At 71.7% G+C, this 24,223-nt stretch carries 18 protein-coding genes; 14 read left to right on the top strand and 4 right to left on the bottom strand.

Features of this window, described 5'->3' with window-relative positions:
• Nucleotides 1-177 precede the first annotated feature (177 nt).
• Nucleotides 178-747 (bottom strand): TetR/AcrR family transcriptional regulator, encoded by a 570-nt coding sequence (locus tag D452_RS0100780; RefSeq protein ID WP_017542279.1) that lies wholly within the window; start codon nucleotides 745-747, stop codon nucleotides 178-180.
• Nucleotides 748-850: 103 nt separating this feature from the next.
• On the opposite strand from D452_RS0100780, the gene D452_RS0100775 reads away from it, so the two are divergent.
• Nucleotides 851-1,762, top strand: a complete 912-nt coding sequence (locus tag D452_RS0100775) for an alpha/beta hydrolase family protein (protein WP_017542278.1) — start codon at nucleotides 851-853, stop codon at nucleotides 1,760-1,762.
• Between the two features lie 109 nt (nucleotides 1,763-1,871).
• On the opposite strand, the gene D452_RS0100770 is transcribed toward D452_RS0100775, so the two are convergent.
• Entirely contained in the window at nucleotides 1,872-2,954 is a 1,083-nt protein-coding gene (locus D452_RS0100770; RefSeq protein ID WP_017542277.1) for a TAXI family TRAP transporter solute-binding subunit, read from the bottom strand.
• Between the two features lie 237 nt (nucleotides 2,955-3,191).
• On the opposite strand from D452_RS0100770, the gene D452_RS0100765 reads away from it, so the two are divergent.
• From D452_RS0100765 to D452_RS0100730, 8 genes are all read left to right on the top strand, one after another.
• On the top strand, nucleotides 3,192-4,265 hold the full coding sequence (locus D452_RS0100765; RefSeq protein WP_026128854.1) for a TAXI family TRAP transporter solute-binding subunit: 1,074 nt from the start codon (nucleotides 3,192-3,194) through the stop codon (nucleotides 4,263-4,265).
• Nucleotides 4,266-4,278: 13 nt separating this feature from the next.
• Nucleotides 4,279-4,854 carry a DUF1850 domain-containing protein gene (locus D452_RS0100760; RefSeq protein ID WP_017542275.1) on the top strand — a complete coding sequence of 192 codons (576 nt, stop codon included), beginning with the start codon at nucleotides 4,279-4,281 and terminating at the stop codon, nucleotides 4,852-4,854.
• Nucleotides 4,855-4,959: 105 nt separating this feature from the next.
• Nucleotides 4,960-7,245, top strand: coding sequence for a TRAP transporter permease (locus D452_RS0100755; protein WP_017542274.1), 2,286 nt, complete (start codon nucleotides 4,960-4,962; stop codon nucleotides 7,243-7,245).
• A 148-nt stretch (nucleotides 7,246-7,393) separates the two neighbouring features.
• Entirely contained in the window at nucleotides 7,394-8,446 is a 1,053-nt protein-coding gene (locus D452_RS0100750) for a hypothetical protein (protein WP_017542273.1), read from the top strand.
• A 43-nt stretch (nucleotides 8,447-8,489) separates the two neighbouring features.
• Nucleotides 8,490-8,972, top strand: coding sequence for a hypothetical protein (locus tag D452_RS0100745; protein ID WP_017542272.1), 483 nt, complete (start codon nucleotides 8,490-8,492; stop codon nucleotides 8,970-8,972).
• Nucleotides 8,973-9,122: 150 nt separating this feature from the next.
• Nucleotides 9,123-10,661, top strand: coding sequence for a 3' terminal RNA ribose 2'-O-methyltransferase Hen1 (locus D452_RS0100740; RefSeq protein ID WP_017542271.1), 1,539 nt, complete (start codon nucleotides 9,123-9,125; stop codon nucleotides 10,659-10,661).
• Nucleotides 10,662-10,714: 53 nt separating this feature from the next.
• Nucleotides 10,715-13,252: a polynucleotide kinase-phosphatase gene (locus tag D452_RS0100735; protein WP_394297079.1), complete on the top strand. Its 2,538-nt coding sequence runs from the start codon at nucleotides 10,715-10,717 to the stop codon at nucleotides 13,250-13,252.
• 197 nt (nucleotides 13,253-13,449) lie between these two features.
• Nucleotides 13,450-15,909 (top strand): endonuclease/exonuclease/phosphatase family protein, encoded by a 2,460-nt coding sequence (locus tag D452_RS0100730; RefSeq protein WP_017542269.1) that lies wholly within the window; start codon nucleotides 13,450-13,452, stop codon nucleotides 15,907-15,909.
• A gap of 91 nt (nucleotides 15,910-16,000) precedes the next feature.
• Here D452_RS0100730 and D452_RS27335 read toward each other — a convergent pair whose 3' ends face one another.
• On the bottom strand, nucleotides 16,001-16,465 hold the full coding sequence (locus D452_RS27335; protein WP_017542268.1) for an ABC-2 family transporter permease: 465 nt from the start codon (nucleotides 16,463-16,465) through the stop codon (nucleotides 16,001-16,003).
• Nucleotides 16,466-16,585: 120 nt separating this feature from the next.
• Between D452_RS27335 and galE the strand changes: the two genes are divergently transcribed.
• Together galE and guaA are read left to right on the top strand one after the other, a co-directional pair.
• On the top strand, nucleotides 16,586-17,599 hold the full coding sequence (gene galE, locus D452_RS0100720; RefSeq protein WP_017542267.1) for a UDP-glucose 4-epimerase GalE: 1,014 nt from the start codon (nucleotides 16,586-16,588) through the stop codon (nucleotides 17,597-17,599).
• Nucleotides 17,600-17,727: 128 nt separating this feature from the next.
• Nucleotides 17,728-19,308: a glutamine-hydrolyzing GMP synthase gene (guaA, locus tag D452_RS0100715; RefSeq protein WP_017542266.1), complete on the top strand. Its 1,581-nt coding sequence runs from the start codon at nucleotides 17,728-17,730 to the stop codon at nucleotides 19,306-19,308.
• Between the two features lie 84 nt (nucleotides 19,309-19,392).
• Here the strand turns inward: guaA and D452_RS0100710 are convergent, their stop codons facing one another.
• Nucleotides 19,393-21,264 carry a serine/threonine-protein kinase gene (locus D452_RS0100710; protein WP_017542265.1) on the bottom strand — a complete coding sequence of 624 codons (1,872 nt, stop codon included), beginning with the start codon at nucleotides 21,262-21,264 and terminating at the stop codon, nucleotides 19,393-19,395.
• Nucleotides 21,265-21,523: 259 nt separating this feature from the next.
• Between D452_RS0100710 and D452_RS0100705 the strand changes: the two genes are divergently transcribed.
• The 3 genes from D452_RS0100705 to D452_RS0100695 all read left to right on the top strand — a co-directional run bounded on the left by D452_RS0100705 (nucleotide 21,524) and on the right by D452_RS0100695 (nucleotide 24,181).
• Entirely contained in the window at nucleotides 21,524-22,474 is a 951-nt protein-coding gene (locus D452_RS0100705; RefSeq protein ID WP_083927416.1) for a 4-(cytidine 5'-diphospho)-2-C-methyl-D-erythritol kinase, read from the top strand.
• 82 nt (nucleotides 22,475-22,556) lie between these two features.
• The gene (locus tag D452_RS0100700; RefSeq protein ID WP_017542263.1) at nucleotides 22,557-23,267 is read left to right on the top strand and encodes a thiamine pyrophosphate-dependent enzyme; all 711 of its coding nucleotides are present in this window, start codon (nucleotides 22,557-22,559) and stop codon (nucleotides 23,265-23,267) included.
• Nucleotides 23,268-23,281: 14 nt separating this feature from the next.
• Nucleotides 23,282-24,181 (top strand): transketolase family protein, encoded by a 900-nt coding sequence (locus tag D452_RS0100695; protein ID WP_017542262.1) that lies wholly within the window; start codon nucleotides 23,282-23,284, stop codon nucleotides 24,179-24,181.
• Nucleotides 24,182-24,223: the final 42 nt, after the last annotated feature.

The raw sequence follows: 24,223 nt of genomic DNA, 5'->3' as shown, positions 1-24,223 counted from the left end.
GGAGCCTGAGCGACGAACAGCCGCGGTCCGCGTGAGGCCCCGCTCCCACGGCGGACGCCGCCGCGCCTCGCCCCGGCCGATCACCGCGAGCGCCGCGCGGCCGCGTGGGGGACCAACCGCTCTCCGGCCGTACTTCTCAGATCGATGTCGCGCCCGGCGGGCGGCCGGGCCCGCTCGTCACACCGCGCGACGGCACCCGGCGAGGAGGATCGTGACCATGCGCTTGGCGTCGGCCTGGTCGTAGTCGGGGCCGGTGATGCAGAGGTTTCCGATGGCGCGCATGAGCGTGTAGGCGGCGATGCCGGGGCTGAGCTCGTCGTCGGCGACGCAGGCGTCGAGCAGCGTCGCGCAGGCCGGGAGCAGGGTGTCGAGCATGAGGGCGTGGAGGTTCTCCATCCCGGGGTCACCGGATCCCAGAGCGGCGCCGAGGCCGTGCTTGGTCACCAGGAAGTCCACGAACGCGACCACCCAGCGGGTCAGGGCGGTGAACGGAGAGGCCGATTCCTCCAGGAGCTGGGGTGCGAGTGCGGCGCAGGTGTCGATCTGGTGCCGGTAGACGGCGGTGACCAGGTCCGCCCGAGTCGGGAAGTTCCGGTAGATCGTGCCGACGCCGACGCCGGCGCGTTCGGCGATGTCGCGGATGGGGGCCTGGACGCCCTGGTCCACGAAGGCCGCCGCCGCCGCGTCCAGCACGGCGCCGCGCGTGCGCAGTGCCTGTGCTTGGCGTAGTCCGACAGGTTCCGGCACGTGGGCCCTCCCTTGCTCGCGGAACAGTGTTCCGCTAAATTGGCGGAACGGTGCTCCGTCAAAGTATGGCAGGGCGCCCCCATGAAGAAAGCACAGGTTCCCCATGCCTTCTCACCACCTCGACCAGCGGATCGTCGCGGTCAAGCCCATCGTCGTTCCCGTGCCCGGCCGCGGCACCGACCTCCAGGTGAAGGTCACTGCCCCACTGTCAGGCCGGAACCTTCCTGTCATCGTGTTCTCCCACGGCAACGCATGGTCCATGGACGGATACCAGCCCCTCGCCGACCGGTGGGCGGCCGCCGGATTCATCGTCGTGCAGCCCACCCACCCGGACTCCCGCCGGAACGGACTCACGTGGGACGACCCGCGTTTCGCCACCGTCTGGCGCGTTCGGATCGCCGACCTCCACGCCGTTCTCGACGGCCTCGGCGACATCCTTCTCCAAGCGGGCGATCTGGAGAAACGTGCCGACCGGGACCGCGTCGCCGTCGTCGGCCACTCCTGGGGCGCCCAGAGCGCCGGCGCGATCCTCGGCGCGCGCGTGCTCGACGCAGACGGGACTCCCGGGGAGGACTTCTCCCACGCCGGGGTCTCGGCCGGTGCGCTCATCGCCGCGACCGGAACGGGCGACTCCCTCACCCCGTTCGCCCTCGAACATCTTCCGTTCATGAGGCCGGACTACTCCACCATGACCGCTCCGGCCCTGGTCATCGCGGGCGGCAGGGACGATTCCCAGCTGTCCACCCGGGGGCCCGAGTGGTTCACCGACGCCTACCACCTCAGCCCCGCCCCGAAGAGCCTGCTCGACATCGCCGAGGGCGAGCACACTCTGGGCGGCCTCGCCGGTGAGACGGTCGCCGAGACCACCGACGAGGACCCCGCCCGCGTCGCCCTCGTCGCCGACGCGGTCTGCGCCTACCTCCACGACGCCCTCAAGCTCGACGACGCCGCGTGGAACGCGCTCATCGACGCCGCCGCAGGTGGCGACGGCACGTGGAACATCATCAGTAAGTGACCCGGCCGGACCGCGTTGCCGACCGGGCCGTGAGGGCGCGTCAGGCCCAGGGGTCCGCACCGACCCGGGCAGCTCGCGGTGGCCGACCGCCGCGAGCACCGGTCGGTCGTCAGGGGCCCAGGACCGGGGCCAGCGCGTCGGACGGCTCCACCCCCGGGGAGGCCTTCACGGCCTCGGGTGGCGGCCGGTCGTTGGCGTACTTCACCGACCGGTAGTAGTCGACGGCCCCCGGATGCAGGGGGACCGGCAGGGTCGAGATCGCCGAACGCGGGTGCAGGTGCAGCGCGACCGGGTGGATCTCGACCAGGTCCGCCTGGAACTCGAAGAGCAACCGGGTGAACTCCTCGGCCTGGTACTCGGGCATCGCGGAGTTCACCACCAGCAGGCTCGGCACCCCGATCGTCCTCACCGCCGGAACGTTCGCGTAGGTCCCGGCCGGGACCGGCAGCTCCGTGAAGTACTCCCCGTACTGCTCGGTCAGCGCGGGCACGTGGCTGGCCAGATCCAGAAGACGGATGGGCAGGCGCTCGGCCAGTTCGCCGACCGCCTCGGTCGGTATCCCCCCGGACCAGACGAACGCGTCGACGCGTCCCTCCTCCAGTGCCCGGGCCGAATCACCGATGGACAGCTGGAGACGTTCCACCTCGCCGTCGGGACTGGGCACCTCCCCGATGGGCGACACCCTCAGCCCGGACAGCTCCAGCAGCCGGTCGGCCATCATCTCGGTCCCCGAACCGGCCGAACCGACCGAGACCGACCCCCCGGCCAGATCCGCGATCTCCTCCACGGGAGAATCCGCGCGAACCACCACGTGCGTGTGGTTGTCGTACAGGCGGGCGATGGCGGAGATCGGCAGGGGCCGCTCGAACGGCTTCTTCCCTTCCACGGCCAGAGCGGCCACGTCGGAGAGGGTGAAGGCCACATCCAACGTTCCGTCGGCCACCCGCAGGTTGTTCTCCACGCTCGCCGCCGTGGTCAGCGCGGTGATCCAGGTGTCCTGCCGGGCCTCGGTGACCTGCGCCAGCCCGCTGCCGTACACGTGGTAGACCCCGCCCGCGCCGCCGGTACCGACGGACAGCCGAAGGGGAGCCGAGTGCAGGGGAGAGGCCCAGGTGAGCGTGGTGACCACGACGGTACAGACGGCCAGGAACCGGGTGACGCTCCACAGACGCTGGGGGACGGACGACGTCATGGTCGAACGATACCAACGAGTGCGAAACCTCAGAAGAGGCTCAAATCCCTTCCCGGGGTTTTCGGATTTCGACGTGATGACGGTTACGTTTCTCCCGGTGGCGGGGCGGGGGCCACGACTGCGTCCCGAGGCCCGCGTGCCGGAACCGGACGCACGGTTCGGGCCCGGCCAGCGGGTATCCCCCGGCACTCCCGCGCCCCCTGACTCACCAAGCATCCCGAGAGGACCCCCACAACCATGCGACGCTCCACACTGTCTTTGGTCGCCATCCCCGCCAGCGTGCTCATGCTGGCCGCCTGCTCGCAGCCCGCCGAGCAGGCCGCCGAGGACATCGAGCTCGGTGGCGGCGAAGTCCAGAACAACCTCAGCATCGTCACCGGCGGCACGACGGGTGTGTACTACCCGATCGGCGGCGCCCTGCGCGGCATCATCGGCGACAACCTCGAAGGCCAGTCCGCCTCCGTCGAGGCCACCGGTGCCTCCGTGGAGAACATCCGCCTCCTCGGCTCCGGCGAGAGCCACCTGGCCATCGTCCAGGGCGACGCCGCCGACCAGGGCTTCACCGGCACCGGCGACTTCGAGGGCGACCCCGTCGAGACCTACTCGCTCGCGGTCCTGTACCCGAACGTCTTCCACGCCGTGACGCTCCAGAGCATCGCCGAGCGCGAGGGCTTCGAGTGCTTCTCCGACATCATCGGCACCCGCTACTCGGTGGGTGACATCGGCAGCGGCAACGAGGCCACCACCAACCAGGTCTTCGACTCGCTGGAGATCGGCCCGAGCGAGGTCGAGATCCAGCAGCTGGGCTACGCGGAGACCGCCAACGCCCTGACCAACAACCAGCTCGACGCCGGATCCTGGGTCGTCGGCGAGGGCCACTCGGGCATCACCGAGCTCGGCACCACCGAGGACATCGCGCTCATCGAGATGTGCGACGACGAGCGGGACATGATCGTCAGCGGCTACGGCGGCTACACCGAGCACGTCGTCCCCGGCGGCACCTACCCGGGCATCGAGGACGACGTGTCGACCATCGCCGTCTGGAACGCCCTGGTCGTGCCCGGCACCTTCAACGAGGACCAGGCGTACGAGATCACCAAGGCGATGTTCGAGCACATCGACCAGGTGATCGGCGTCTACGCCCCGGGCGAGGAGTACCTGGTCCCGGAGACCATCGAGAACAGCCCCGTGCCGGTCCACCCGGGCGCCATCCGCTTCTACGAGGAGCAGGGCGTCGACATCCCGGCCGAACTGCGGCCCGAGGGTTCCGAGGCGGGCGACAGCGCCGCCGAGGACACCGACGAAGAGTAGGTCGCACGCACCGATGGAACCGACCGCGGTGGGACCGTCCGCGGACGCCGAAGCCCGGCGTCCGCGGATCTCCGCGCTCCGCCGAGCCGCCCTGTGGGTCGGCGCCGGACTGGGCGCGGCCCTGGTCGTCGGCGCGCTGGTGCCCGTGTGGCCCGCGCTGCGGCTGAGCGTGGACGGCGACCGCCTCGGACACCTGCCGCTGGCCGAGGGTGAACAGTTCACCGTCTCCTACGTGCACTCGATCGACCACCTGCCGATCGAGGAGAACATCGAGGTCCGTGACGGCGAACTGGTCGCCGACTCCACCCGCCTGCGCCAGTTCGGCGCGGGCATGGGCCAGATCCCGGGACAGGGCACCGGCCGGGCCGACGGTGAGTGGTGGGTCATCGAGGACATGAACCGCCACGTCGGCCCGGAGCTCGCGATCCGCGTGGGCACGGCCTCCGTGGACCACCGGCTGCGCACGCCCGACGCCGAGGTACGGCTCTCCCCGTGCCTCACCTCCCGCAGGGTGGCCGTCGAACCCGCCCGGATCTCCACCCTCGTCCTGCTGGTCGGCCGCTCACCGCAGCCGGTCTGCGACGAGTAGCAGTCCCCCGAAGTCAGGTCCTCCCCCCGCCTGAAGCACCCTCCGCCGCGTGGTCACCGTGTTCTCACGCACCGCGCGGTCCATCTGTTGAACCCGAGGAAGAACATGGCTGAGAAACCGCAGGCGCGGGGTGAAGCGCCCCCGACTCCGGAGGAAACGGAGCGGGACGGCCGCGACGACACCGCCACCGCCACCGCCGACGAGTCCGCCGAGGCGGACTTCGGCAAGGGAGGCCGCACCACCGGCACCTCCGCCGACGCCCTGCCGGACGTCGACGGGCTCAACGACGACGCCCCGCCGTTCTGGCGCAGGATCGCCGCCGAGCGCTGGGGCGAGGGCCGGTTCGGGCTGGCCATGGGCGGGATCATCCTCCTCCTGGGCATCGCGCTGACCGCCTTCCAGCTCTGGATCGCCCTGCGCTCCGGCCTGGACGCGCGTCAGCAGCGGCTCATGCACCTCATGCTGGTCATGCTGATGGTGTTCGTCATCATGCCGCCGTTCAAGAAGTCCACGGTGGAGGGGAACCCGTTCGCCCTCGTGGCGGGGGCGGTGCTCGACCTCGTCATGGTCGTCGCGACCGTGGTGGTCAGCTTCTACCCGATCGTCTACCAGGCGGAGCTGGCCCGACGCGCGGGCGCCTACACGGACCTGGACTGGATCATGGGCGTGGTCGCCATCGTGGTCCTGCTGGAGGCCACCCGGCGTTCGGTCGGCCTCATCATGGTGCTGCTGGTGGCCGCGTTCATCTACTACGCCTGGATCGGTCCGCTGATCCCCGGCGACTTCGGCCACTCGGGCGTGACGATCCAGCGCATCTCCACCCACGCCTACCTGGGCAACGACGGCATCTACGGGCTCACACTCGGGGTGGTCGTCACCTTCGTGTTCGTCTTCATCCTGTTCGGCGCGCTGCTGTCCAAGACCGGCGGCGGCAACTTCTTCGTCGGCCTGGCCTACGTCCTCACCGGCCGCATGGTCGGCGGTCCGGCCAAGGGCGCGGTGCTCGGCAGCGCCCTGATGGGTTCGGTCTCCGGCAGCGCCATCGCCAACGTGGTCACCACGGGCCCCTTCACCATCCCGCTGATGAAGAAGGTCGGCTACAAGAAGCACGACGCGGCCGGGGTCGAGGCCGCGGCCTCCACCGGCGGCCAGGTCCTGCCGCCCATCATGGGCGCGGGCGCGTTCCTCATGGCGGAGCGGCTGGGCATCCCCTACGCCGACATCGTCAAGGTCGCGATCATCCCCGCGATCATGTACTTCGCTCTCATGTTCCTGTTCGTGGACATCCTCGCCCGCAAGAACAACATCCGGCCGATGAAGGGGGACGAGATCCCCACCTTCGCGATCGTGATGCGCGCGGGCTGGCACTTCATGGCGCCGCTGATCCTGTTGATCGTCCTGCTGCTCAACTACGTGCCGCCGACGCAGGCCGGTCTGGCCGCCTGCGGCGCCCTGCTCGTGGTGGCCATGCTCCGCGCCAGCAGCCGCCTCAGCCTCAAGGACTTCCTCGAGGTGTTCGTGATGGCGGCCCGCAGCACCCTGCCGGTCTCCGTGGCGTGCGCCGTGGCGGGCATCATCGTCGGCATGGTCGGGCTCACCGGCCTGGGCCTGGTCTTCTCGGACGTCCTGGTCAACGCCTTCGCGGGCAACCTGTTCATGACCCTGGTGATGGTGGCCCTGGCCTCCCTGATCCTGGGCATCGGCCTGCCGGTGACCGCCTCCTACGTGGTACTGGTGATCCTGGCCGGTCCGGCGCTGGAGCAGCTGGGTCTGGCGCTCATCGTCGCGCACATGATCGTGTACTGGCTCAGCCAGGACTCCAACGTCACCCCGCCGGTGGCCTTCGCGGCCTTTGCGGCGGCGGGTATCGCCAACTCCAGTCCGATGCGCTCGGGCGTTTCCTCCTGGAAGTTCGCCAAGGGTCTGTACCTGATCCCCCTCCTGATGGCCTACTCGGCGTTGATGGAGGTGGACGGTCCCGTCATCGACCTGGTGCTCGCGATCGCCACAGGATCGGTGGCCCTGGCCGCCGGTGCCATGGCGATCGAGGGCTTCTTCCTGCGCCGCACCCTGCTCGGCGAGCGCATCGCGCTGGGGCTCTCCGCCGCGCTGGTCCTGATCGCCCCCGAGTGGAGCGGCTGGACCGAGTCGCTGCTGTCCGTGCAGGTGTCCGAGGACTGGTTCATCATCGCCGGTACGGTCGCGGGCGTCGTGCTCATCGCCCTCCAGGTGATCAACCACCGCCGTGACAAGGCGAAGGGCCTGGTCGCCCCGCTCGGTGAGGAGCAGCCGAAGGCCGGGCGGACGGTGGGGGCCGAGGAGCCCCAGGAGGCGTCGAACGACGCTGAGGCCCGGGAGGCCACGGAGGCCTCCGAGTCCACAAAGGCCTAGCGGTCACACACGGGACCCCGCGCGGGTTCCGGGACGGGGCGCGGTGGCGACTGCCACCGCGCCCCGTCGCGTTCCACCCGGTGCGCTTGGCGGACCCGGGAACCCGCGCTGTGCCGACGTTGACGCCGCATGTCCTAACCTCGCTGACATGTGGCGATTCGGATGGAAACCGGGGCGGGGCCTCCAGGGCACCGACCTGGAGGCGGTGCTGGTGTCGGCCTCCTACGGAACGGACCCCCTGCTGCGCTCCGCCTGTGAGGCGGTGCGGGAGGGCGACGCGGAGGTGGGTGCGACCCTGCTCGTGGAGACCAGGGAGGACCCTGAGGTCCGTGCCTACCAGGCCGAGGCGCTGGGACGGGCCGCCGTGGACCGCCCCGACGAGATCGCGGAGCTGGTCCAGGAGGGCGCCGATCCCGCTGACGCGATGCTCTGGCTCGGCCACGCCCTGATCGCCCGCGCCGTGGCCCTGCCCTCCGGGGGAACCGACACCGCCCAGGCCGACCGCAAGGCCTTCGAGGCGGCCCTGCACGAGGCACGGGTCCCCCTCGCGGAGTCGGCGCGGCTCAACCCCGACGACGCCGCCCCCTGGTCCGCGCTCCAGACCGTGGCGATGGGGCTGGGAGAGCGCGAGGAACGGGAGGCGGCCTGGTCCGAGGTGGTGTCCAGGGCGCCGCACCTGTATCCGGCGCACGTGACGCGGGTACGTTCCCTGGCACCCGCCCGAGGGGGTTCGGCGGAGGAGATGTTCGCCGCCGCAGGGGCGGTGGCCGACACCGCGCCCGAGGGCAGCCCGCTGCCGTCCGTGCTCGCCCTGGCCCACGCCGAGTTCCTGCGCGGCGAACAGCGGCGGCTCGTGCGGGAGGGCAACAGCGCCTACATCACCTCCATGGCGATGGGACGCCTGCACGGCGACGCCGTCCGCGAGCTGTTCGAGCTGGCCCAGGGGTGGGCGTCGACGGCCGTCCCGCACGTGCGCGACGTACAGGCCCACCACCTGTTCGGCTGGGCCTTCCACCGGGCGGGGGAGCCGGACCTGGCCCGCTGGCACCTGGGCATGGTCGGGCGGTACGTCTGCGACGTGCCGTGGGCCTTCTTCGGGGCCGCGCGTGCCGAGGCGGCCCTGGCCATGTCCGAGCTGGGAGTGGACCCGCGCCACGCGCCGGGCGTGCGGGGGCCGAGCGGGACCGGCGGGCCTGAGTAGGAGTACTCATGTGGTTCCGGCGGGCGCGGCGCAGACTCGCCCTATGACGAACACGACCCCCGAAAAGATCGCCCCGGCGCGCGCCGCCCTCATCGGCCTCGCCGTGGGCGTCGGCGCCGCACTCCTGGCTGAGACCCTCGGCTGGCTGCTCAACGTCCTCCTCGTCTCTGTCCAGTCCGACGAGGTGGTCGGCGCCAACATCGGCGCAGGGATGGCCGCCGCGATCGTGGCCGCGCTCGCCGCTCCGGCCCTGGCCCTGCTCCTGCTGCGGCTGACGCGCGTGCCCCGCCCACTCGCCGTCGTCCTGTACTCCCTGCCCCTCTACATCGTTCTGAGCATGGCCTCCTCCAGCGCGGGCACCTTCCTGGACCTCTGGCTGTGGGAGCGGTTCCCGGACTTCGCCACCGCCACCAGCCCGTGGGTGCCCTGGTACCTCATGACCGCGATCGCCCTCAGCGTCGCGATCGCCCTCTCGGCGCTGCTGGTCACCCGCTCCCACGGACGGCGCGACCCCGCCCACGCCTGACCCGCTCCCACGGACGGCTCGGCCCCGCCCACGCCTGACCCGCTCCCACGGACGGCGCGGCCCCGCCCGCGCCTGACCGGCGCCCGGCCCGCTCGGGAACGCACCGAAAAAACACTGGTCGGCGGTGACCCGGTCGGAAACAATGCTCGGGTGCTACTGACGATCACCACCACCGCCCAGCCGGCGACGGACCTCGGACACCTGCTGCACAAGCACCCCGACAAGGCGCAGAGCTTCGAGCAGTCCTTCGGGACGGCGCACGTCTTCTACCCCGAGGCCACCGACGAACGCTGCACGGCGGCGCTGCTGCTGGAAGCGGATCCGCAGGCGCTGCTGCGCTCGCGAACGTCGGTGAGCTCCCCGGACTTCGCCCTCGCCCAGTACGTCAACGACCGCCCCTACGCCTCCTCCTCGCTGTTCACGGTGGCGCTCGGCAAGGTGCTGCGTTCCGCGATCCGGGGGGCGAGTGATCGCCGCCCGCAACTGGCCCGCACCCCCATCCCCCTGGTCCTGCACCTGCCAGCGGTGCCCTGCCACCCCGGCCCCGAGAGGGCGCGCACTCTCTTCGAACCCCTCGGCTGGACGGTGGAGGCCGCCCCGGTCCCGCTCGACCCCGACCTGCCCGGCTGGGGCGACTCGCACTACCTGTCGCTCACCCTGACCGGCACGCTGCGGCTGTCCGAGGCGCTCAGCCACCTGTACGTGCTGCTGCCCGCGATGGAGGGCGGCCACAAGCACTACTGGGTGGACTCCACCGAGATCGACAAGCTCCTGCGCGCGGGCGGCGCACCCGTCGACGGTGTGGTCGACGAGGACGGCGCGGGCTGGCTGGCCGGGCACCCCGAACGCGCCTGGATCACCCGCCGCTACCTCGTCCGCCGCGAGAAGTACGTACGCACCGCCCTGGCACGCCTGACCGAGGCCGAGGACGGCGCCTCGCGGCCCGACGACGGGAACGGCGACGGGAACGGTGGTGAGGCCGCCGGAACCGCCGCCGTGGTGCCGAGCGACCCCGCCGTCGAGGAACGCGAGCCCTCGCTGGCCGACCAGCGCGCGGGCGCGATCACGGCGGTGCTGGGAGCCGAACGGGCCACCAGCGTCATCGACCTCGGCTGCGGCGGCGGCAGGCTGCTGGAGCGGCTGGTCCGCGACCGCTCCCTGGAGCGTGTCACCGGGGTGGACGTACACCTGGGCAGTCTGGAGACCGCTCACCGCAGGCTCTGCGAGGGCTGCCACCCGGACGGCGGCGGGCGCCACCGGCCCCTCTTCGCCGAGCCCGCCACCCGCAGCGAGGGTTCGTCGCGCCGTCCCCGCCCGGAACTCCTGCTGGGCTCCGTGGTCTACCGGGACCGCCGCTTCCAGGGCCACGACGCGGCGGTGCTCATGGAGGTCGTCGAGCACCTCGACCCCTCCCGGCTCCCCGCCATGGAGCAGGTCGTCTTCGGCGACGCCGCCCCCAGGGTCGTCGTGGTGACCACACCGAACGTCGAGTACAACCGCCACTACGAGGGGCTGGCCGAGGGGGAGTTCCGGCACGCCGACCACCGCTTCGAGTGGACCCGCGCGGAGTTCGCCGCCTGGGCCGACCGGGTCGCCGACGAACACGGCTACACCGTCCGCCACCTGCCGGTCGGCCCCGAACACCCCGAGACCGGCGCACCGACCCAGATGGGAGTCTTCACCAAGTGAACGAGTCGAACGACGAGGCCGCCCGCGAGCCCCGAGTGCTCGGCGTGCCCCGGATGGGGCTCGTCCTTCTGGTCGGGGTCTCCGGATCGGGCAAGTCCACCTTCGCCGCCCGGCACTTCCAGCCGACCCAGGTGATCGGCTCCGACTTCTGCCGGGGCATGGTCAGCGACGACGAGAACGACCAGAGCGCCACCGCCGACGCCTTCGCCCTCCTCGGCACCGTCGTGGACATCCGGCTGCGGCGCGGGCTGCTGACCGTGGTGGACGCCACCAACGTCCAGCGCAAGGCGCGCGACCAGCTCGTCCGTATCGCGAAGGACAACGACGTCCTCACCACGGCGATCGTCCTCGACGTGCCCGAGGCGGTGGCCCGCGAACGCAACCGCCTCCGCCCCGACCGCGACTTCGGCGACCACGTGATCCGCCGTCAGCGCCGCGACCTCAAGGAGGGACTCAAGCGGATGTCCCGCGAGGGCATCCGGAGGACGTACGTCCTCAAGGGGCAGGAGGAGATCGACTCCGTCCGCGTCGAGCTGGAGCGCCCCTGGCCGGAGCGGACCGAACTCACCGGCCCCTTCGACATCGTCGGGGACGTCCACGGCTGCCGTTCCGAACTGGAGAGCCTGCTGGAGGAACTCGGCTACGAACTCCGCCGCGACGACCTCCGCCGACCGGTCGGCGCCCGGCACCCCGAGGGCCGCACGGCGGTGTTCGTCGGCGACCTCGTGGACCGGGGCCCCGACAGCCCCGGGGTCCTGCGCCTGGTCATGGGCATGGTCGCCGACGGCGACGCCCTCTGCGTGCCCGGGAACCACGAGAACAAGCTGGTCCGGTACCTGAGCACCGGCAAGGGCGGGCTCACCCACGGCCTGGCCGAGACCGTCGAGCAGCTGGGCCGCGAGAGCGAGGAGTTCCGCAAGGAGGTCCTGGAGTTCTGCGACGGCCTGGTCAGCCACCTGGTGCTGGACGGCGGCGACCTCGTGGTGGCGCACGCCGGTCTCAAGGAGGAGTACCACAACCGCGCCTCGGGGCGGGTGCGCTCCTTCGCGCTGTACGGCGAGACCACCGGTGAGACCGACGAGTTCGGCCTCCCCGTCCGCCTGCCCTGGGCCCGCGACTACCGGGGGCGGGCCACGGTGGTCTACGGGCACGTCCCCACGCACCGGGCCGAGTGGATCAACCGCACGATCTGCCTGGACACCGGCTGCGTGTTCGGCGGCAGGCTCACCGCGCTGCGCTACCCCGAACGGGAGATCGTGGACGTGGACGCCGAGCGCACCTGGTACGAACCGGTCCGCCCCCTGGTGGAGGCCCCGCCCCGGCCCGAGGAGCGCGGCACCGGTCAGGTCATCGACATCAACGACGTCGGGGCGGCCGACCACCACGCCGGACTCATGGTCGAGACCGGCTACGGGACCGTGCGCGCCGATTCCGAGAGCGCCGTGTCCGCCCTGGAGGTGATGAGCCGGTTCTCCGTGGACCCCCGGTGGCTGCTGTACCTCCCGCCGACGATGGCCCCGGCGCCGACCGCCGCCGACCCCGGCCTGCTGGAACACCCCGACGAGGCCTTCGCCGCCTACCGGGGTTCCGGGGTGGGCGAGGTGGTCTGCCAGGAGAAGCACATGGGATCGCGGGCGGTGGCCGTCCTGTGCCGTGACGAGGCCGCCGCCGCGCGCCGCTTCGTCCCGGGCGAACCGGGCACCGTGTACACGCGCACCGGTCGCCCCTTCTTCCGCGACCCCGAGGTGCAGGCGGAGGTGGTCGACCGACTGCGGCGGTCGGTGACCGACGCCGGGCTCTGGGACCGGCTCGGCACCGACTGGCTGGCCCTGGACGGCGAGATGCTGCCCTGGTCCGCCAAGGCGCACGCCCTCATCCGGGAGCAGTACGCCTCAGTGGGGGCGGCCGCCCGGGCCTCACTGCCCGCAGCCTCCACCGCGCTGGCGGCGGCCGCGGACCGGGGCGTGGACGTCGGCGGGCTCGCCGCGACCATCGCCCGGCGCACCGAACAGACCGAGGCGTTCAGCGAGGTCTACCGCCGCTACACCTGGGACACCGAGGGCGCGGACGGGCTCCGCTTCGCCCCGTTCGCGCTCCTGGCCACCGAGGGCAGGGAGTACACCGAGGCCGACCACCTCTGGCACATGGGCGTGGCCGAGCAGCTCGCCGGAACTGGCGGGATGGTCCAGGCCACCCGCTACCGGGTGGCGGACACCACCGATCCGGCCTCCTGCTCGGCGGCGGCCGCCTGGTGGCGCGAGATGGTCGACCAGGGCGGAGAGGGCATGGTGGTCAAGCCGCTGCTCGGAGCCCGGGCCAGGGGGCGCAAGGGGCTGGCCCTGCCGGGGCTGAAGGTGCGCGGCCCCGAGTACCTGCGGATCATCTACGGGGCCGACTACACCGACCCGGAGCGGATCGCGGTGCTCAAGGACCGCAAGCTCGGCCGCAAGAACGGACTGGCCATGCGCGAGCACAAGCTCGGGCTGGAGGCCCTGACCCGCCAGGCCGCGGGTGAGCCGCTGTGGCGGGTGCACGAACCGGTCTTCGCGGTGCTCGCACTGGAGACCGAGCCGGTCGACCCACGGCTGTAGCCGGACCGGACCAGTGGGCGTCGGCGGCCCTGGCCTTGGAGGATCACACCGGGGTCCGGGCCGCCGCTTGTCGTGTGATCACAACAATCGGACACCGGGACGCCTTCATTTCATGTGCACTCCTTCAAGCGGACATCCGTGACCGCGATGATGTGGCCCCACGGATCCCCCGATTCCCCCCAGAGACCGGAGCAGGCGTGTCCCCAACCCCCTCCAGAACCACGTTCCCGGCCCGCCGGAGAACCCTCGCCTCCGCCGCCGCACTCGCCGCGGCGGCACTGGGCGCGAGCCTCGTCGCCCCGCTGCCCGCCCTCGCCTCGGCCGACACCCCCGTGATCAGCGAGGTCTACGGCGGTGGCGGCAACAGCGGGGCGCAGCTGCGCCACGACTTCGTCGAGCTGGGCAACCCCACCGCCGCCGACGTCGACCTGACCGGGTGGAGCGTGCAGTACCTGCCCGCGCGCCCCGGCCCGAACACCCAGGTCCAGGTGACGCCGCTCAGCGGCAGCATCGCCTCCGGCGAGCACCACCTGGTCCGCCAGGCGGCCGGAACCGGCGGCACCACCGACCTCCCCGCCCCCGACGACACCGGCAACACCAACATGTCGGCCTCCGCCGGTGCCGTGCTCCTGGTGGAGGGCACCGCCCCCGTCGAGTGCCGCACCGCAGCGGCCTGCGCCGATGACGGGGCGATCATCGACGTCGTCGGCTACGGCGACGCCGTGATCCACGCGGGGTCGCCCGCGCGCGGCACCGGCAACACCACCTCGGTGTCCCGGGACGGAGCCTTCACCCACTCCGGGAACAACTCCGCCGACTTCACCGTGGGCGAGCCGACCCCCACCAACGGCGCGGGTGAGACCGTCGAGGGCCCCGGCGGCGGTGAACCCGAGGAGCCCGTCGAACCCGGTGAGCTGCGCATCCACGACATCCAGGGCACCACCCGGACCTCCCCGTACGCGGGCGACCAGGTGACCGGACTGCCCGGCGTGGTCACCGCGGTCAACGCCTTCGGAAGCGGCCGCGGGTTCTGGTTCCAGGACACCGAGGGCGACGACGACCCGCGCACCAGCGAGGCGCTGTTCGTCTTCACCGGCTCCACCACACCCGACGTGGCGGTCGGCGACGAGGTCCTGGCGGCCGGGCAGGTCAGTGAGTACCGCCCCCAGGCGGGCGCGCAGACCATCACCCAGCTGGAGAAGGCCCGCTGGACCACCCTCTCCCGGGGCAACGACCTCCCCGAGGCGGTCCTGCTCGACGCCGACGCCATCCCCGAGGACCACGCCCCGGACCACGGCGGCGACGTCACCGAGCTCGAACTCCAGCCCGACAAGTACGCCCTGGACTTCTGGGCCGCCCACGAACACATGACCGTCCGCGTGGAGGACGCCCCCGTCATCGCGGCCACGGACGGCTACGACGCCCTGTGGGTGACCACCCGGCCGGACGAGAACCGCACCCGCAACGGCGGCGTGCACTACGGCTCCTACGACGACCCCAACACCGGTCGTGTGAAGATCGAGTCTCTGCTCGACCGCGAGGTGCGCCCCTTCCCGGAGGCGAACGTCGGCGACACCCTGGCAGGCGTCACCGAGGGCCCCGTCTACTACAGCCGGTTCGGCGGCTACCTGGTCCGCGCCACCACCCTGGGCGAGCACGTCCCCGGTGACCTAGAGCGCGTCCCGGTCGGCGACACCGCGCGGCACGAGATCAGCGTGGCCACCTACAACGTCGAGAACCTCGGCGGCGCGGACGACCAGGCCGACTTCGACGCCCTCGCCGAGGGCTTCGCGGCCTACCTGGGCGCACCGGACATCGTCGGACTGGAGGAGATCCAGGACAACAGCAGCGAGACCGACGACGGCGTCGTGGCCGCCGACGTCACGCTGGACCGCCTCGTGGACGCCATCGCGGCGGCGGGCGGACCCGCCTACGAGTGGCGTGAGATCAGCCCTGAGGACAAGAAGGACGGCGGGGTCCCCGGCGGGAACATCCGCAACGCCTTCCTCTTCAACCCCGAGCGGGTCCAGTTCGTTGACGCCGAGGGCGGCGACGCCACCACCCCCGTCGAGGTCGTGGAGGGGGAACGCGGCGTCGAGCTGTCCGTCTCCCCGGGCCGGATCGCGCCCCGGGACGAGGCCTGGAACTCCAGCCGCAAGCCGCTGGTCGGCCACTTCCGCGCGCTCAACCGGGACGTCTACGTGGTCACCAACCACTTCAACGCCAAGGGCGGCGACCAGGCCCTGCACGGCGTCAACCAGCCGCCGAGCCGGGTGACCGAGACCCAGCGCCACAAGCAGGCCACCCTGGTCCGCGAGTTCGCCGACGACCTCCTCGCCGCCGACCCGGACGCCAACCTGGTGGTGATGGGCGACCTGAACGACTTCCAGTTCTCGACGACCCTGGACATCCTCACCGGCGACGGCGCGCTCACCAACCCCATGGTGGACCTGCTGGACGAGGGTGAGGGCTACAACTACGTCTTCGACGGCAACTCGCAGGCGCTCGACCACATCCTGGTCAACGGCGCCCTGGCCGGACGGGTGGACTACGAGGTCGCCCGGATCAACTCCGAGTTCCACGACCAGGTCAGCGACCACGACCCGCAGGTCCTGCGAATCGACACCCGGCGCAGCACCTCGCCGGGCCGGAACTAGCGATCCCCCGATGTGGGTGACGTGACGTGACGAGACGGGAGGGGCGGGCGCCGCACGCGGCGCCCGCCCCTCCCCGTCAGCGGAACCCTCCTCAGGGCACGTCCCTGCGGGGCAGCACGAACGCGGACAACGCCCACAGCGCCGCGGTCAGGGCCAGCGCGGAGGAGACGATGGCGACCACCGCGGCAGGGTCGGGGCCCGTCGTGCCGGAGACGGCGCTGTTTCCCACGAACAGCGCCGAGGTGAGCACGGAGTGCGGGACCGTGTGGGACAGGACGCCGCCCTGGCCGCCGAGCAGGACCCCCGTTCCGATCGCGCATCCCAGCAGGCCCAGGGCGACGGGCGGGGTGAACGAGCCGAACAGCATCGACAGCAGGGACTGCGCGGCCACGACCGGCAGGGCGGGCACCACTCCCAGCAGCGCCACGAGGGCGTACTCCCGGGGCAGGGCGCCTTCCAGGCCCAGCACGAGTGACCCGGTCACGGCCACCAGGAGCAGCATCACCACCTGCATCACCCCCGTCACCAGGGCGAGGGACACGATCTTGGCGCCCACCCCGCGTCCTCATACCGGGGTACGAACCCGGGTGACGGATCGTGGCGCGGATAACCCGATCGGGGCCCGGGCGGCCCATATCCTGGGATGGCCAGCACCGCCCATCCCAGGGAAGCGATGATGAACGTACTGCTCACCGGTGGCGCCGGGTACATCGGCACCCACACCGCGGTCGAACTCCTCCAGGCGGGGCACGGTGTCGTCGTCGTCGACTCCCTCGTCAACAGCCATGAGGAGGCCCTCCGGCGGGTCGAGCGGATCACCGGTCGCGAGGTCGCCTTCCACCGGGTCGACTGCACCGACGCCGAGGCGATGCGCGGCGTCTTCGAGCGGCACGACATCGACGCCGTCATCCACCTGGCCGGGTTCAAGGCCGTGGGCGAGTCCGTCGAGCAGCCCCTGCGCTACTACCGAAACAACCTCGACGCGCTGCTGACCCTCTGCGAGACCATGGACGGGGCCGGGGTGCGCGACCTCGTCCTCAGCTCCTCCGCCACCGTCTACGGCGACCCGAGGCGCGTCCCCATCGTCGAGGACGCCGAGCTGTCGACCACCAACCCGTACGGCAACACCAAGCTGTTCGCCGAACGCATCCTGGACGACCTCGCGACCGCAGACCCGAGCTGGCGGATCATCTCCCTGCGCTACTTCAACCCGATCGGCGCCCACCCCAGCGGCCTGATCGGCGAGGACCCCCAGGGCGTCCCCAACAACCTCTTCCCCTACATCGCCCAGGTCGCCGCAGGACGCCGCGAGCGGCTGAGCGTGTACGGCGACGACTACGACACCCCGGACGGCACCGGGGTACGCGACTACCTGCACGTGGTGGACCTGGCCAACGGGCACCTGGCCGCGGTGGACCACCTCGCCGACGCCCCCGGCCACCGCGTCTACAACCTCGGCACCGGACAGGGCACCTCGGTCATGGAGGGCCTGCGCGCCTTCGAGCGCGCCACCGGATCGGCCCTGCCCTACACGGTCACCGCCCGTCGCCCCGGCGACATCGCCGTCTGCTACGCCGACCCCTCGGCCGCCTCCCGCGAGCTGGGCTGGAAGGCGGAGCTGACGGTGGACGACGCCTGCCGCGACGCCTGGCGCTGGCAGTCCGGGAACCCCGGAGGGTTCGCGGGTTGAACGCTCCGGACACCTGGTCCGGACACCCGGTCCGCGTGCCGGGCGGCACACCCACCGATGCGTCCCGACCACGGCCAACGCCCTAGACTGGACGGACATCCACATTTTTCTGCGGAAGGTCCTCCGTCGTGTCCGTTGGTGCTGACAGCACGTTCGACACCGTCCTCGTCGTCGACTTCGGTGCGCAGTACGCGCAGCTGATCGCCCGACGGGTCCGGGAATGCCACGTGCACAGCGAGATCGTGCCCTCGACCATGCCCGTCGAGGAGATGCTCGCCAAGAAACCCAAGGCCATCATCCTCTCCGGCGGCCCCTCCTCGGTGTACGCCGAGGGCGCCCCGAGCGTGGGCGCCGAGCTGTTCGAGACCGGGGTCGCGACCTTCGGTATCTGCTACGGCTTCCAGGCCATGACGCGCGCTCTGGGCGGGGTCGTGGACCGGACCGACCTGAGCGAGTTCGGCCGCACCGCACTGACCGCCAACTCCGACTCCGTGCTGTTCGAGGGCCTGCCCGAGGACCTGAGCGTGTGGATGTCGCACGGCGACTCCGTGGTCCAGGCCCCGTCCGGGTTCAAGAGCACCGCCAGCACCGCGGGCGCCCCCGTGGCCGCCTTCGAGGACACCGAGCGCCGACTGTTCGGCGTCCAGTTCCACCCCGAGGTCATGCACACCGAGCACGGCCAGGACCTGCTGCGCCGCTTCCTCTACGAGGGCGCGGGCTGCCGCCCCACCTGGACGATGGTCAACATCGTCGAGGAGCAGCTGGAGCGCATCCGTGAGCAGATCGGCGACAAGCGCGTGATCTGCGCGCTCAGCGGCGGCGTCGACTCCGCCGTGGCCGGTGCCCTGGTGCAGCGCGCCGTGGGAGACCAGCTCACCTGCGTGTTCGTGGACCACGGACTGCTCCGCAAGGGCGAGGCCGACCAGGTCGAGAAGGACTTCGTCGCGATCACCGGCGCCAAGCTCAAGGTGGTCGACGCCGAGGAGCAGTTCCTGTCGGAGCTGGCCGGGGTCACCGACCCCGAGGAGAAGCGCAAGATCATCGGCCGCGAGTTCATCCGCGTCTTCGAGCAGGCGGCCCGCGAGGTCGTCGCCGAGAGCGGCGAGGACGACGCCGAGGTCGAGTTCCTCGTGCAGGGCACCCTGTACCCGGACGTCGTGGAATCCGGCGGCGGCACCGGCACCGCGAACATCAAGTCGCACCACAACGTGGGCGGACTGCCCGACGACCTCCAGTTCACCCTGGTGGAGCCGCTGCGCGAGCTGTTCAAGGACGAGGTGCGCAAGGTCGGCGAGGAGCTGGGCCTGCCGCCCGAGATGGTGTGGCGCCAGCCCTTCCCGGGCCCGGGCCTCGCCATCCGGATCATCGGCGAGGTGAACCGGGAGCGCCTGGAGATCCTGCGCGAGGCCGACGCGATCGCCCGCGAGGAGCTCTCCCGCGCCGGACTGGACCGCGACATCTGGCAGTGCCCCGTCGTACTGCTCGCCGACGTCCGCTCGGTGGGTGTCCAGGGCGACGGCCGCACCTACGGCCACCCCGTCGTGCTCCGCCCGGTCAGCAGCGAGGACGCGATGACGGCCGACTGGTCGCGCGTGCCCTACGACGTGCTCGCCCGCATCTCCAACCGCATCACCAACGAGGTGCGCGAGATCAACCGGGTGACGCTGGACGTGACCAGCAAGCCCCCGGGCACCATCGAGTGGGAGTAGCCGCGCGGCGCTCCACCTGACGTGATCGGGCCCGGCACACACGGTGTGCCGGGCCCGATCGTCGTCCGCGGGGACGCGGCGGGGTCAGTCCTGGCTGACGAACACGTTGATGGCGGTGTCCTCGGCGCCCTGGGCGTGCGTGAGGAGCAGGACGGAGGGTTCCTCGCCCGACCTCACGCTGAACACCAGCTCGCCGCCGGCCTCCGCACCCGGGGAGACGGGCTCCCAGAGGGAACCCTTCTTCTCCTCGGAGGTGGGGGTCTCGGCGGTGATCCACCGGTTGCCGTCGGTGATCAGTCGCTGCTCGGCCGAGCTGAACACGATCTCGTCGCTCCCGAGGTTCTCCATGGCGAGGTCGGCCACGCAGTACACGCCGCCCTCGATGCTGGAACGCCCCGGGATCGAGTCGAGGCAGCGGAGTTCGACGCTGTACCGGACCGTGCCGTCCTCGGACACCGCGTTGCCGTCGGTGTTGGTGGGCTCGGGCACGTCCGGGTCCATGTTGCCGAGGCCGTCGTCGGGCACGTCGGGTTCCGGGGCGGAGTCGTCCGGCCCCTGGTTGGCGGGCGGCGGGGTCCCCTGTTCGTCCGCGCCGTCGGGTCTGTTGAGGATCACCACGGCCACGATCACGAGCAGCAGCGCCAGGCCGATACCGGCGGCGAGCAGTCCCCAGAACAGGCCCCCCCTCCTGCCGGGCGCGGCGGGCTGGTGCGGGGGCGGCGGAACCGGAGGCACGTACGGCTGGGGACCCCGCTGCTGCTCGGCAGGCGGCGGCACCATGGGGATGGGGCCGGTGGCGGCGGGGTGCTGCGCCGGGGGAGGACCCGCCGGGGCGGGCCGTTGCTGGTTGTGGGGGACCGGGGGAGGAGGCCCGGCCGGGTGACCGGCCACGGGGTGTCCCGGGGGCGGCCCGTGCTGCTGGGACCGGGTGAAGTTGCCGGTCTGGTGCGCGGGCGGCGGCATCTGCGGCGGGGCCTGCTGGTAGTGGCCGGGCACCGGGTGGCGCATGCCCGCCATGGTGTGGTGCGCCGGATGCGGCATCCCCGGCGGCATCGGGGGCAGGTTGGGCCGCCAGGACTGGTGCAGGGCGTGCGACACCATGTCGTTGGGGTTGCTGGTGTCCTCGCCGCCCGCGAGCTCCAGCAGAAGGTCCTGGGCGGTGGGGCGGCGGCCCGGCTCCTTGGCCAGGGCGCGGGTCACCAGGCGGTCCAGCGGACTGTCCAGGTTGCCGATCTGCGGCTCCGCGAACAGCACCCGCTTGCCCAGCGTCATCGCGTCGCCGTTGCCGAAGGGGTGCGTGCCGTTGCCCGCGAACGCCACCAGACAGCCCCAGGCGAAGATGTCCGCCGAGGTGGTGACCTTCTCCTCCAACAGCTGTTCGGGAGCCATCCAGCCGGGGCTGCCCATGACGATGCCGGTCTGCGTGTGGTTGGTCGCGGTGTTCATGGCCCGCGCGATGCCGAAGTCGATCACCCGGGGACCGGAGAGCGACAGCAGGACGTTGGCGGGCTTGAGGTCGCGGTGGACCAGCCCGGTGCGGTGGATGGCGGCGAGCGCCGCGGCCACACCCAGCGCGAAGCCGTGCAGGGTGGAGGAGTCCAGCGGCCCGTGCTCCGCGATGTGCTCGGCCAGCGCCGTGCCCGCGATGTACTCGGTGACCATGTAGGGGCGGTTCTCGAACGTCCCGTGGTCGAGCACCTTCGCGGTGCAGAAGGAGGCGACCTTGCGGGCGTTCTCCATCTCGTCGCGGAAGCGCGCCCGGGTCTGCTCGTCGAAGGCGAGCTCCGGACGGATGACCTTGATGGCTACCTGGTTGTTCTTCTCCGGCGTACTGCCCAGGTAGACGGTTCCCATGCCGCCACTACCCAGCTTCCCGGACAGCACGTAGGGACCGATGGTGGCCGGATCTCCGGCGGCCAGCGGTTCCAGGTTCTTCGGGAGCCCATCCGACGGCAAGCGACCCTCCCCGACGGTGTCCAAACCCCGCCTTGCCCCAAGGTAGCGGTGTTTGTGCCCTGATTCCCACTCACGGACCGGATTGGGTCGTTCGGGGGTTGGGCGGTAACTGACATGACAGTGGTGACGAACCCTGGATCGAGTGGCCCCGCCCTCCTGGACGCGGGTGTCCGCGCCGGTGGGAGGCGGTGAACACGGCGCACCCCGTGGAGGGGTCTGTGTTCACGCAAGGTGGGGGTTCCTTTACGATTGGGGACTCGTGACCGTTGATACCACCGTAACCGTGCGGGTCCCCGCGAAGGTGAACCTCCAGTTGGCGGTGGGGCCCAGACGCGAGGACGGTTTCCACGCCCTCGTGAACGTGTTCCACGCCGTCTCGCTGTTCGATGAGGTTACCGTCAAGGCGGCGTCTCCGCGTCGGCCGCGTGCCCTCACCGCGTTGACCGCCACCGGACAGTCCGAGTCCCACCTGGCCCGGGTGCCGCTGGACGAGAGCAACCTCGCGGCCCGCGCCGCGATCCTGCTGGCCGAGGAGACGGGTGCGGGCTTCCCCGTCGACATCCACCTCGACAAGCGCATCCCCGTGGCGGGCGGCATGGCGGGGGGCAGTGCGGACGCCGCCGCGGCCCTGGTCGCCTGCGACCGCCTGTGGGGCTGTGACCTGTCCCGGGAGCGGCTCCTCGACCTCGCCGCCCGGCTCGGCAGCGACGTGGCCTTCGGGTTGGTCGGCGACACGGCGGTGGGGACCGGACGCGGTGAGGTCCTCGAACCCATGGCCAGCCCCGGTCGGTACCGCTGGGTGTTCGCGCTCTCCCCGCGCGGCCTGTCCACCGCCGAGGTGTTCGGTGAGTACGACCGCCTGCGCCCCGACGCCCCCGAGCCGCGCCCGGACGCCGCTCTGGAGAAGGCCCTGGCCAGCGGTGACGCCGTGGCCCTCGGCGCTTCCCTGAGCAACGACCTCCAGCCCGCCGCGCTCTCGCTGCTGCCGGAGCTGCGCCGGACCCTGGACGCGGGCCGCTCGGCCGGAGCGCTCGGTGCCCTGGTGTCGGGTTCGGGCCCCACGTGCGCCTTCCTGGTCGGGGGTGGGGGAGAGGACCGGGCCGCCGTCGCGGAGCGGGAGGCCGGGGTGGTGGCCGCCCTGCGGTCCACGGGTCTGTGCGAGCAGGTCATCGCGGCGGACGGCGACGTACCCGGAACCACCATCGTGTGACGTAAATCACTGAGTTGAGTGTCGTGATTCGGCGGACTTCGACCATTGACCTCAACCATGGTTGAGGAAGAACACTGGGCGCATGACGACGCCAGCCACCTTCTCCAGGTACGCCGACCTCCCGGCGCTGATCGGGCTCATGGAGGGTGACGAGAAGCACAACGCCGCCGCTCACTCCACCCTCGACGTTCTCTGGGTCCTCTACGACCGGGTCCTCGACGTCTCACCCGCGACCGCCGAGGACCCGGCCCGGGACCGCTTCCTCCTCTCGAAGGGGCACGGCCCGGCCGCCTTCTACGCCGTGCTCGCCGCCAAGGGCTTCCTCGACGTGCCCACCCTGCGCGGCTGGACCTCCTTCGGCTCCCCGCTGGGCCACCACCCGGACCGTGTCCTGGTCCCCGGCGCGGAGATCGGCAGCGGCTCCCTCGGTCACGGCCTCCCGCTCGGCCTGGGCACCGCCCTCGGTCTGCGCGCCCAGGGAGTACGCCGCGCGGACGGCGCCGAACCCCGCGTGGTGGTGCTGGTCGGCGACGGTGAACTCGACGAAGGCAGCAACCACGAGGCCATCGCCGCCGCCGCGCGCCTGGGGGCCGACAACCTGACCGTCGTGGTCATCGACAACGCCTCCGCCACCCACGGCTGGCCCGGCGGTGTCGGACGCAGGTTCGAGGTCGAGGGATGGGAGACCCGCGAGGTCGCGGGCCGCGACCACGACGCCCTCCACGACGCCTTCGCCCGCCCCGGCTCCGGACGGCCGCTGGCCGTCGTCGCCCGCGTCCGCAACGGAAACTGAAAGCGAGCCCGGACATGCGTGACACCTTCGCCGCCGCCACCCACGAGGCCCTCGACCGCGACCCCCGGACCGCGCTGGTCCTCGCCGCCATCTCCGCGGGCATGTTCCGCCGCGCCGCCGCCCGTCACCCCGGCCGGGTGATCGACCTCGGCATCCGCGAACAGGCGATGATCGGCGTCGCCGGAGGCCTGGCGCTCACCGGCATGCGCCCGATCGTGCACAGCTACGCGCCCTTCCTGGTCGAACGCCCCTTCGAGCAGCTCAAGATCTCCCTCGCTCATCAGGGCGTCGGTGCCGTCCTGGTGAGCATCGGCGCCTCCCACGACACCTCGGCCGAGGGCCGCACCCACCAGGCACCCGGGGACGTGGCGCTCCTGGACACGCTCCCCGGCTGGACCGTGCACGTGCCCGGGCACCCCGACGAGGCGCGGACCATGATGGAGCGGGCGGTGCCCGGCGACGACCTCGTCTACCTGCGCCTGTCCACCCACAGCAACAGGGCGGCCCTGCCCGTCGGACCCCGCCTCAACGTGGTGCGCACCGGTTCGTCCCGCTCCGCCGGGGTGGTGGTGGCGGTCGGACCGATGCTGGACCGGGTGCTGGAGGCCACCGCGGACCTCGATGTCACCGTGGCCCACACCTCCACCGTCCGTCCCTTCGACCACGAGGGGCTCAGCACTCTCGCCGGTGCTGCGGGCAACGCCGACGTGCTGATCGTGGAGCCCTACCTGAAGGGCACCTCGGCGCACGAGGTGGCCGAGGCCCTGGCCGACCGCCGCCACCGCCAGCTCTCCCTGGGCGTGTCACGGCGCAGCGAGGTGCGCGCCTACGGCACGGCCGCCGACCACGACCGCGTCCACGGTCTGGACGTCGAGGGAATCGCCAAGTCCGCCCGGGACTTCTTCCTGGTGTAGGGACCTTCCAGAGCCCGCCCGGGGCCTCGCGTGGTGCGGCCC

Origin of the sequence: Nocardiopsis prasina DSM 43845, assembly GCF_000341265.1 — a bacterium.
In the GTDB taxonomy this organism is placed as follows: Bacteria; Actinomycetota; Actinomycetes; order Streptosporangiales; family Streptosporangiaceae; genus Nocardiopsis; species Nocardiopsis prasina.
Note: the sequence above shows the minus strand (reverse complement) of the source record. Positions and strands in the feature narration are given on the sequence as shown.

What these genes read in the sequence shown, in the direction of transcription:
- D452_RS0100775 (WP_017542278.1), top strand. Translation starts at nt 851, where the DNA reads ATGCCTTCTCACCACCTCGACCAGCGGATCGTCGCGGTCAAGCCCATC.
- D452_RS0100770 (WP_017542277.1), bottom strand. Translation starts at nt 2,954, where the DNA reads ATGACGTCGTCCGTCCCCCAGCGTCTGTGGAGCGTCACCCGGTTCCTG.
- D452_RS0100765 (WP_026128854.1), top strand. Translation starts at nt 3,192, where the DNA reads ATGCGACGCTCCACACTGTCTTTGGTCGCCATCCCCGCCAGCGTGCTC.
- D452_RS0100760 (WP_017542275.1), top strand. Translation starts at nt 4,279, where the DNA reads ATGGAACCGACCGCGGTGGGACCGTCCGCGGACGCCGAAGCCCGGCGT.
- D452_RS0100755 (WP_017542274.1), top strand. Translation starts at nt 4,960, where the DNA reads ATGGCTGAGAAACCGCAGGCGCGGGGTGAAGCGCCCCCGACTCCGGAG.
- D452_RS0100750 (WP_017542273.1), top strand. Translation starts at nt 7,394, where the DNA reads ATGTGGCGATTCGGATGGAAACCGGGGCGGGGCCTCCAGGGCACCGAC.
- D452_RS0100745 (WP_017542272.1), top strand. Translation starts at nt 8,490, where the DNA reads ATGACGAACACGACCCCCGAAAAGATCGCCCCGGCGCGCGCCGCCCTC.
- D452_RS0100735 (WP_394297079.1), top strand. Translation starts at nt 10,715, where the DNA reads ATGGGGCTCGTCCTTCTGGTCGGGGTCTCCGGATCGGGCAAGTCCACC.
- galE (WP_017542267.1), top strand. Translation starts at nt 16,586, where the DNA reads ATGAACGTACTGCTCACCGGTGGCGCCGGGTACATCGGCACCCACACC.
- D452_RS0100700 (WP_017542263.1), top strand. Translation starts at nt 22,557, where the DNA reads ATGACGACGCCAGCCACCTTCTCCAGGTACGCCGACCTCCCGGCGCTG.
- D452_RS0100695 (WP_017542262.1), top strand. Translation starts at nt 23,282, where the DNA reads ATGCGTGACACCTTCGCCGCCGCCACCCACGAGGCCCTCGACCGCGAC.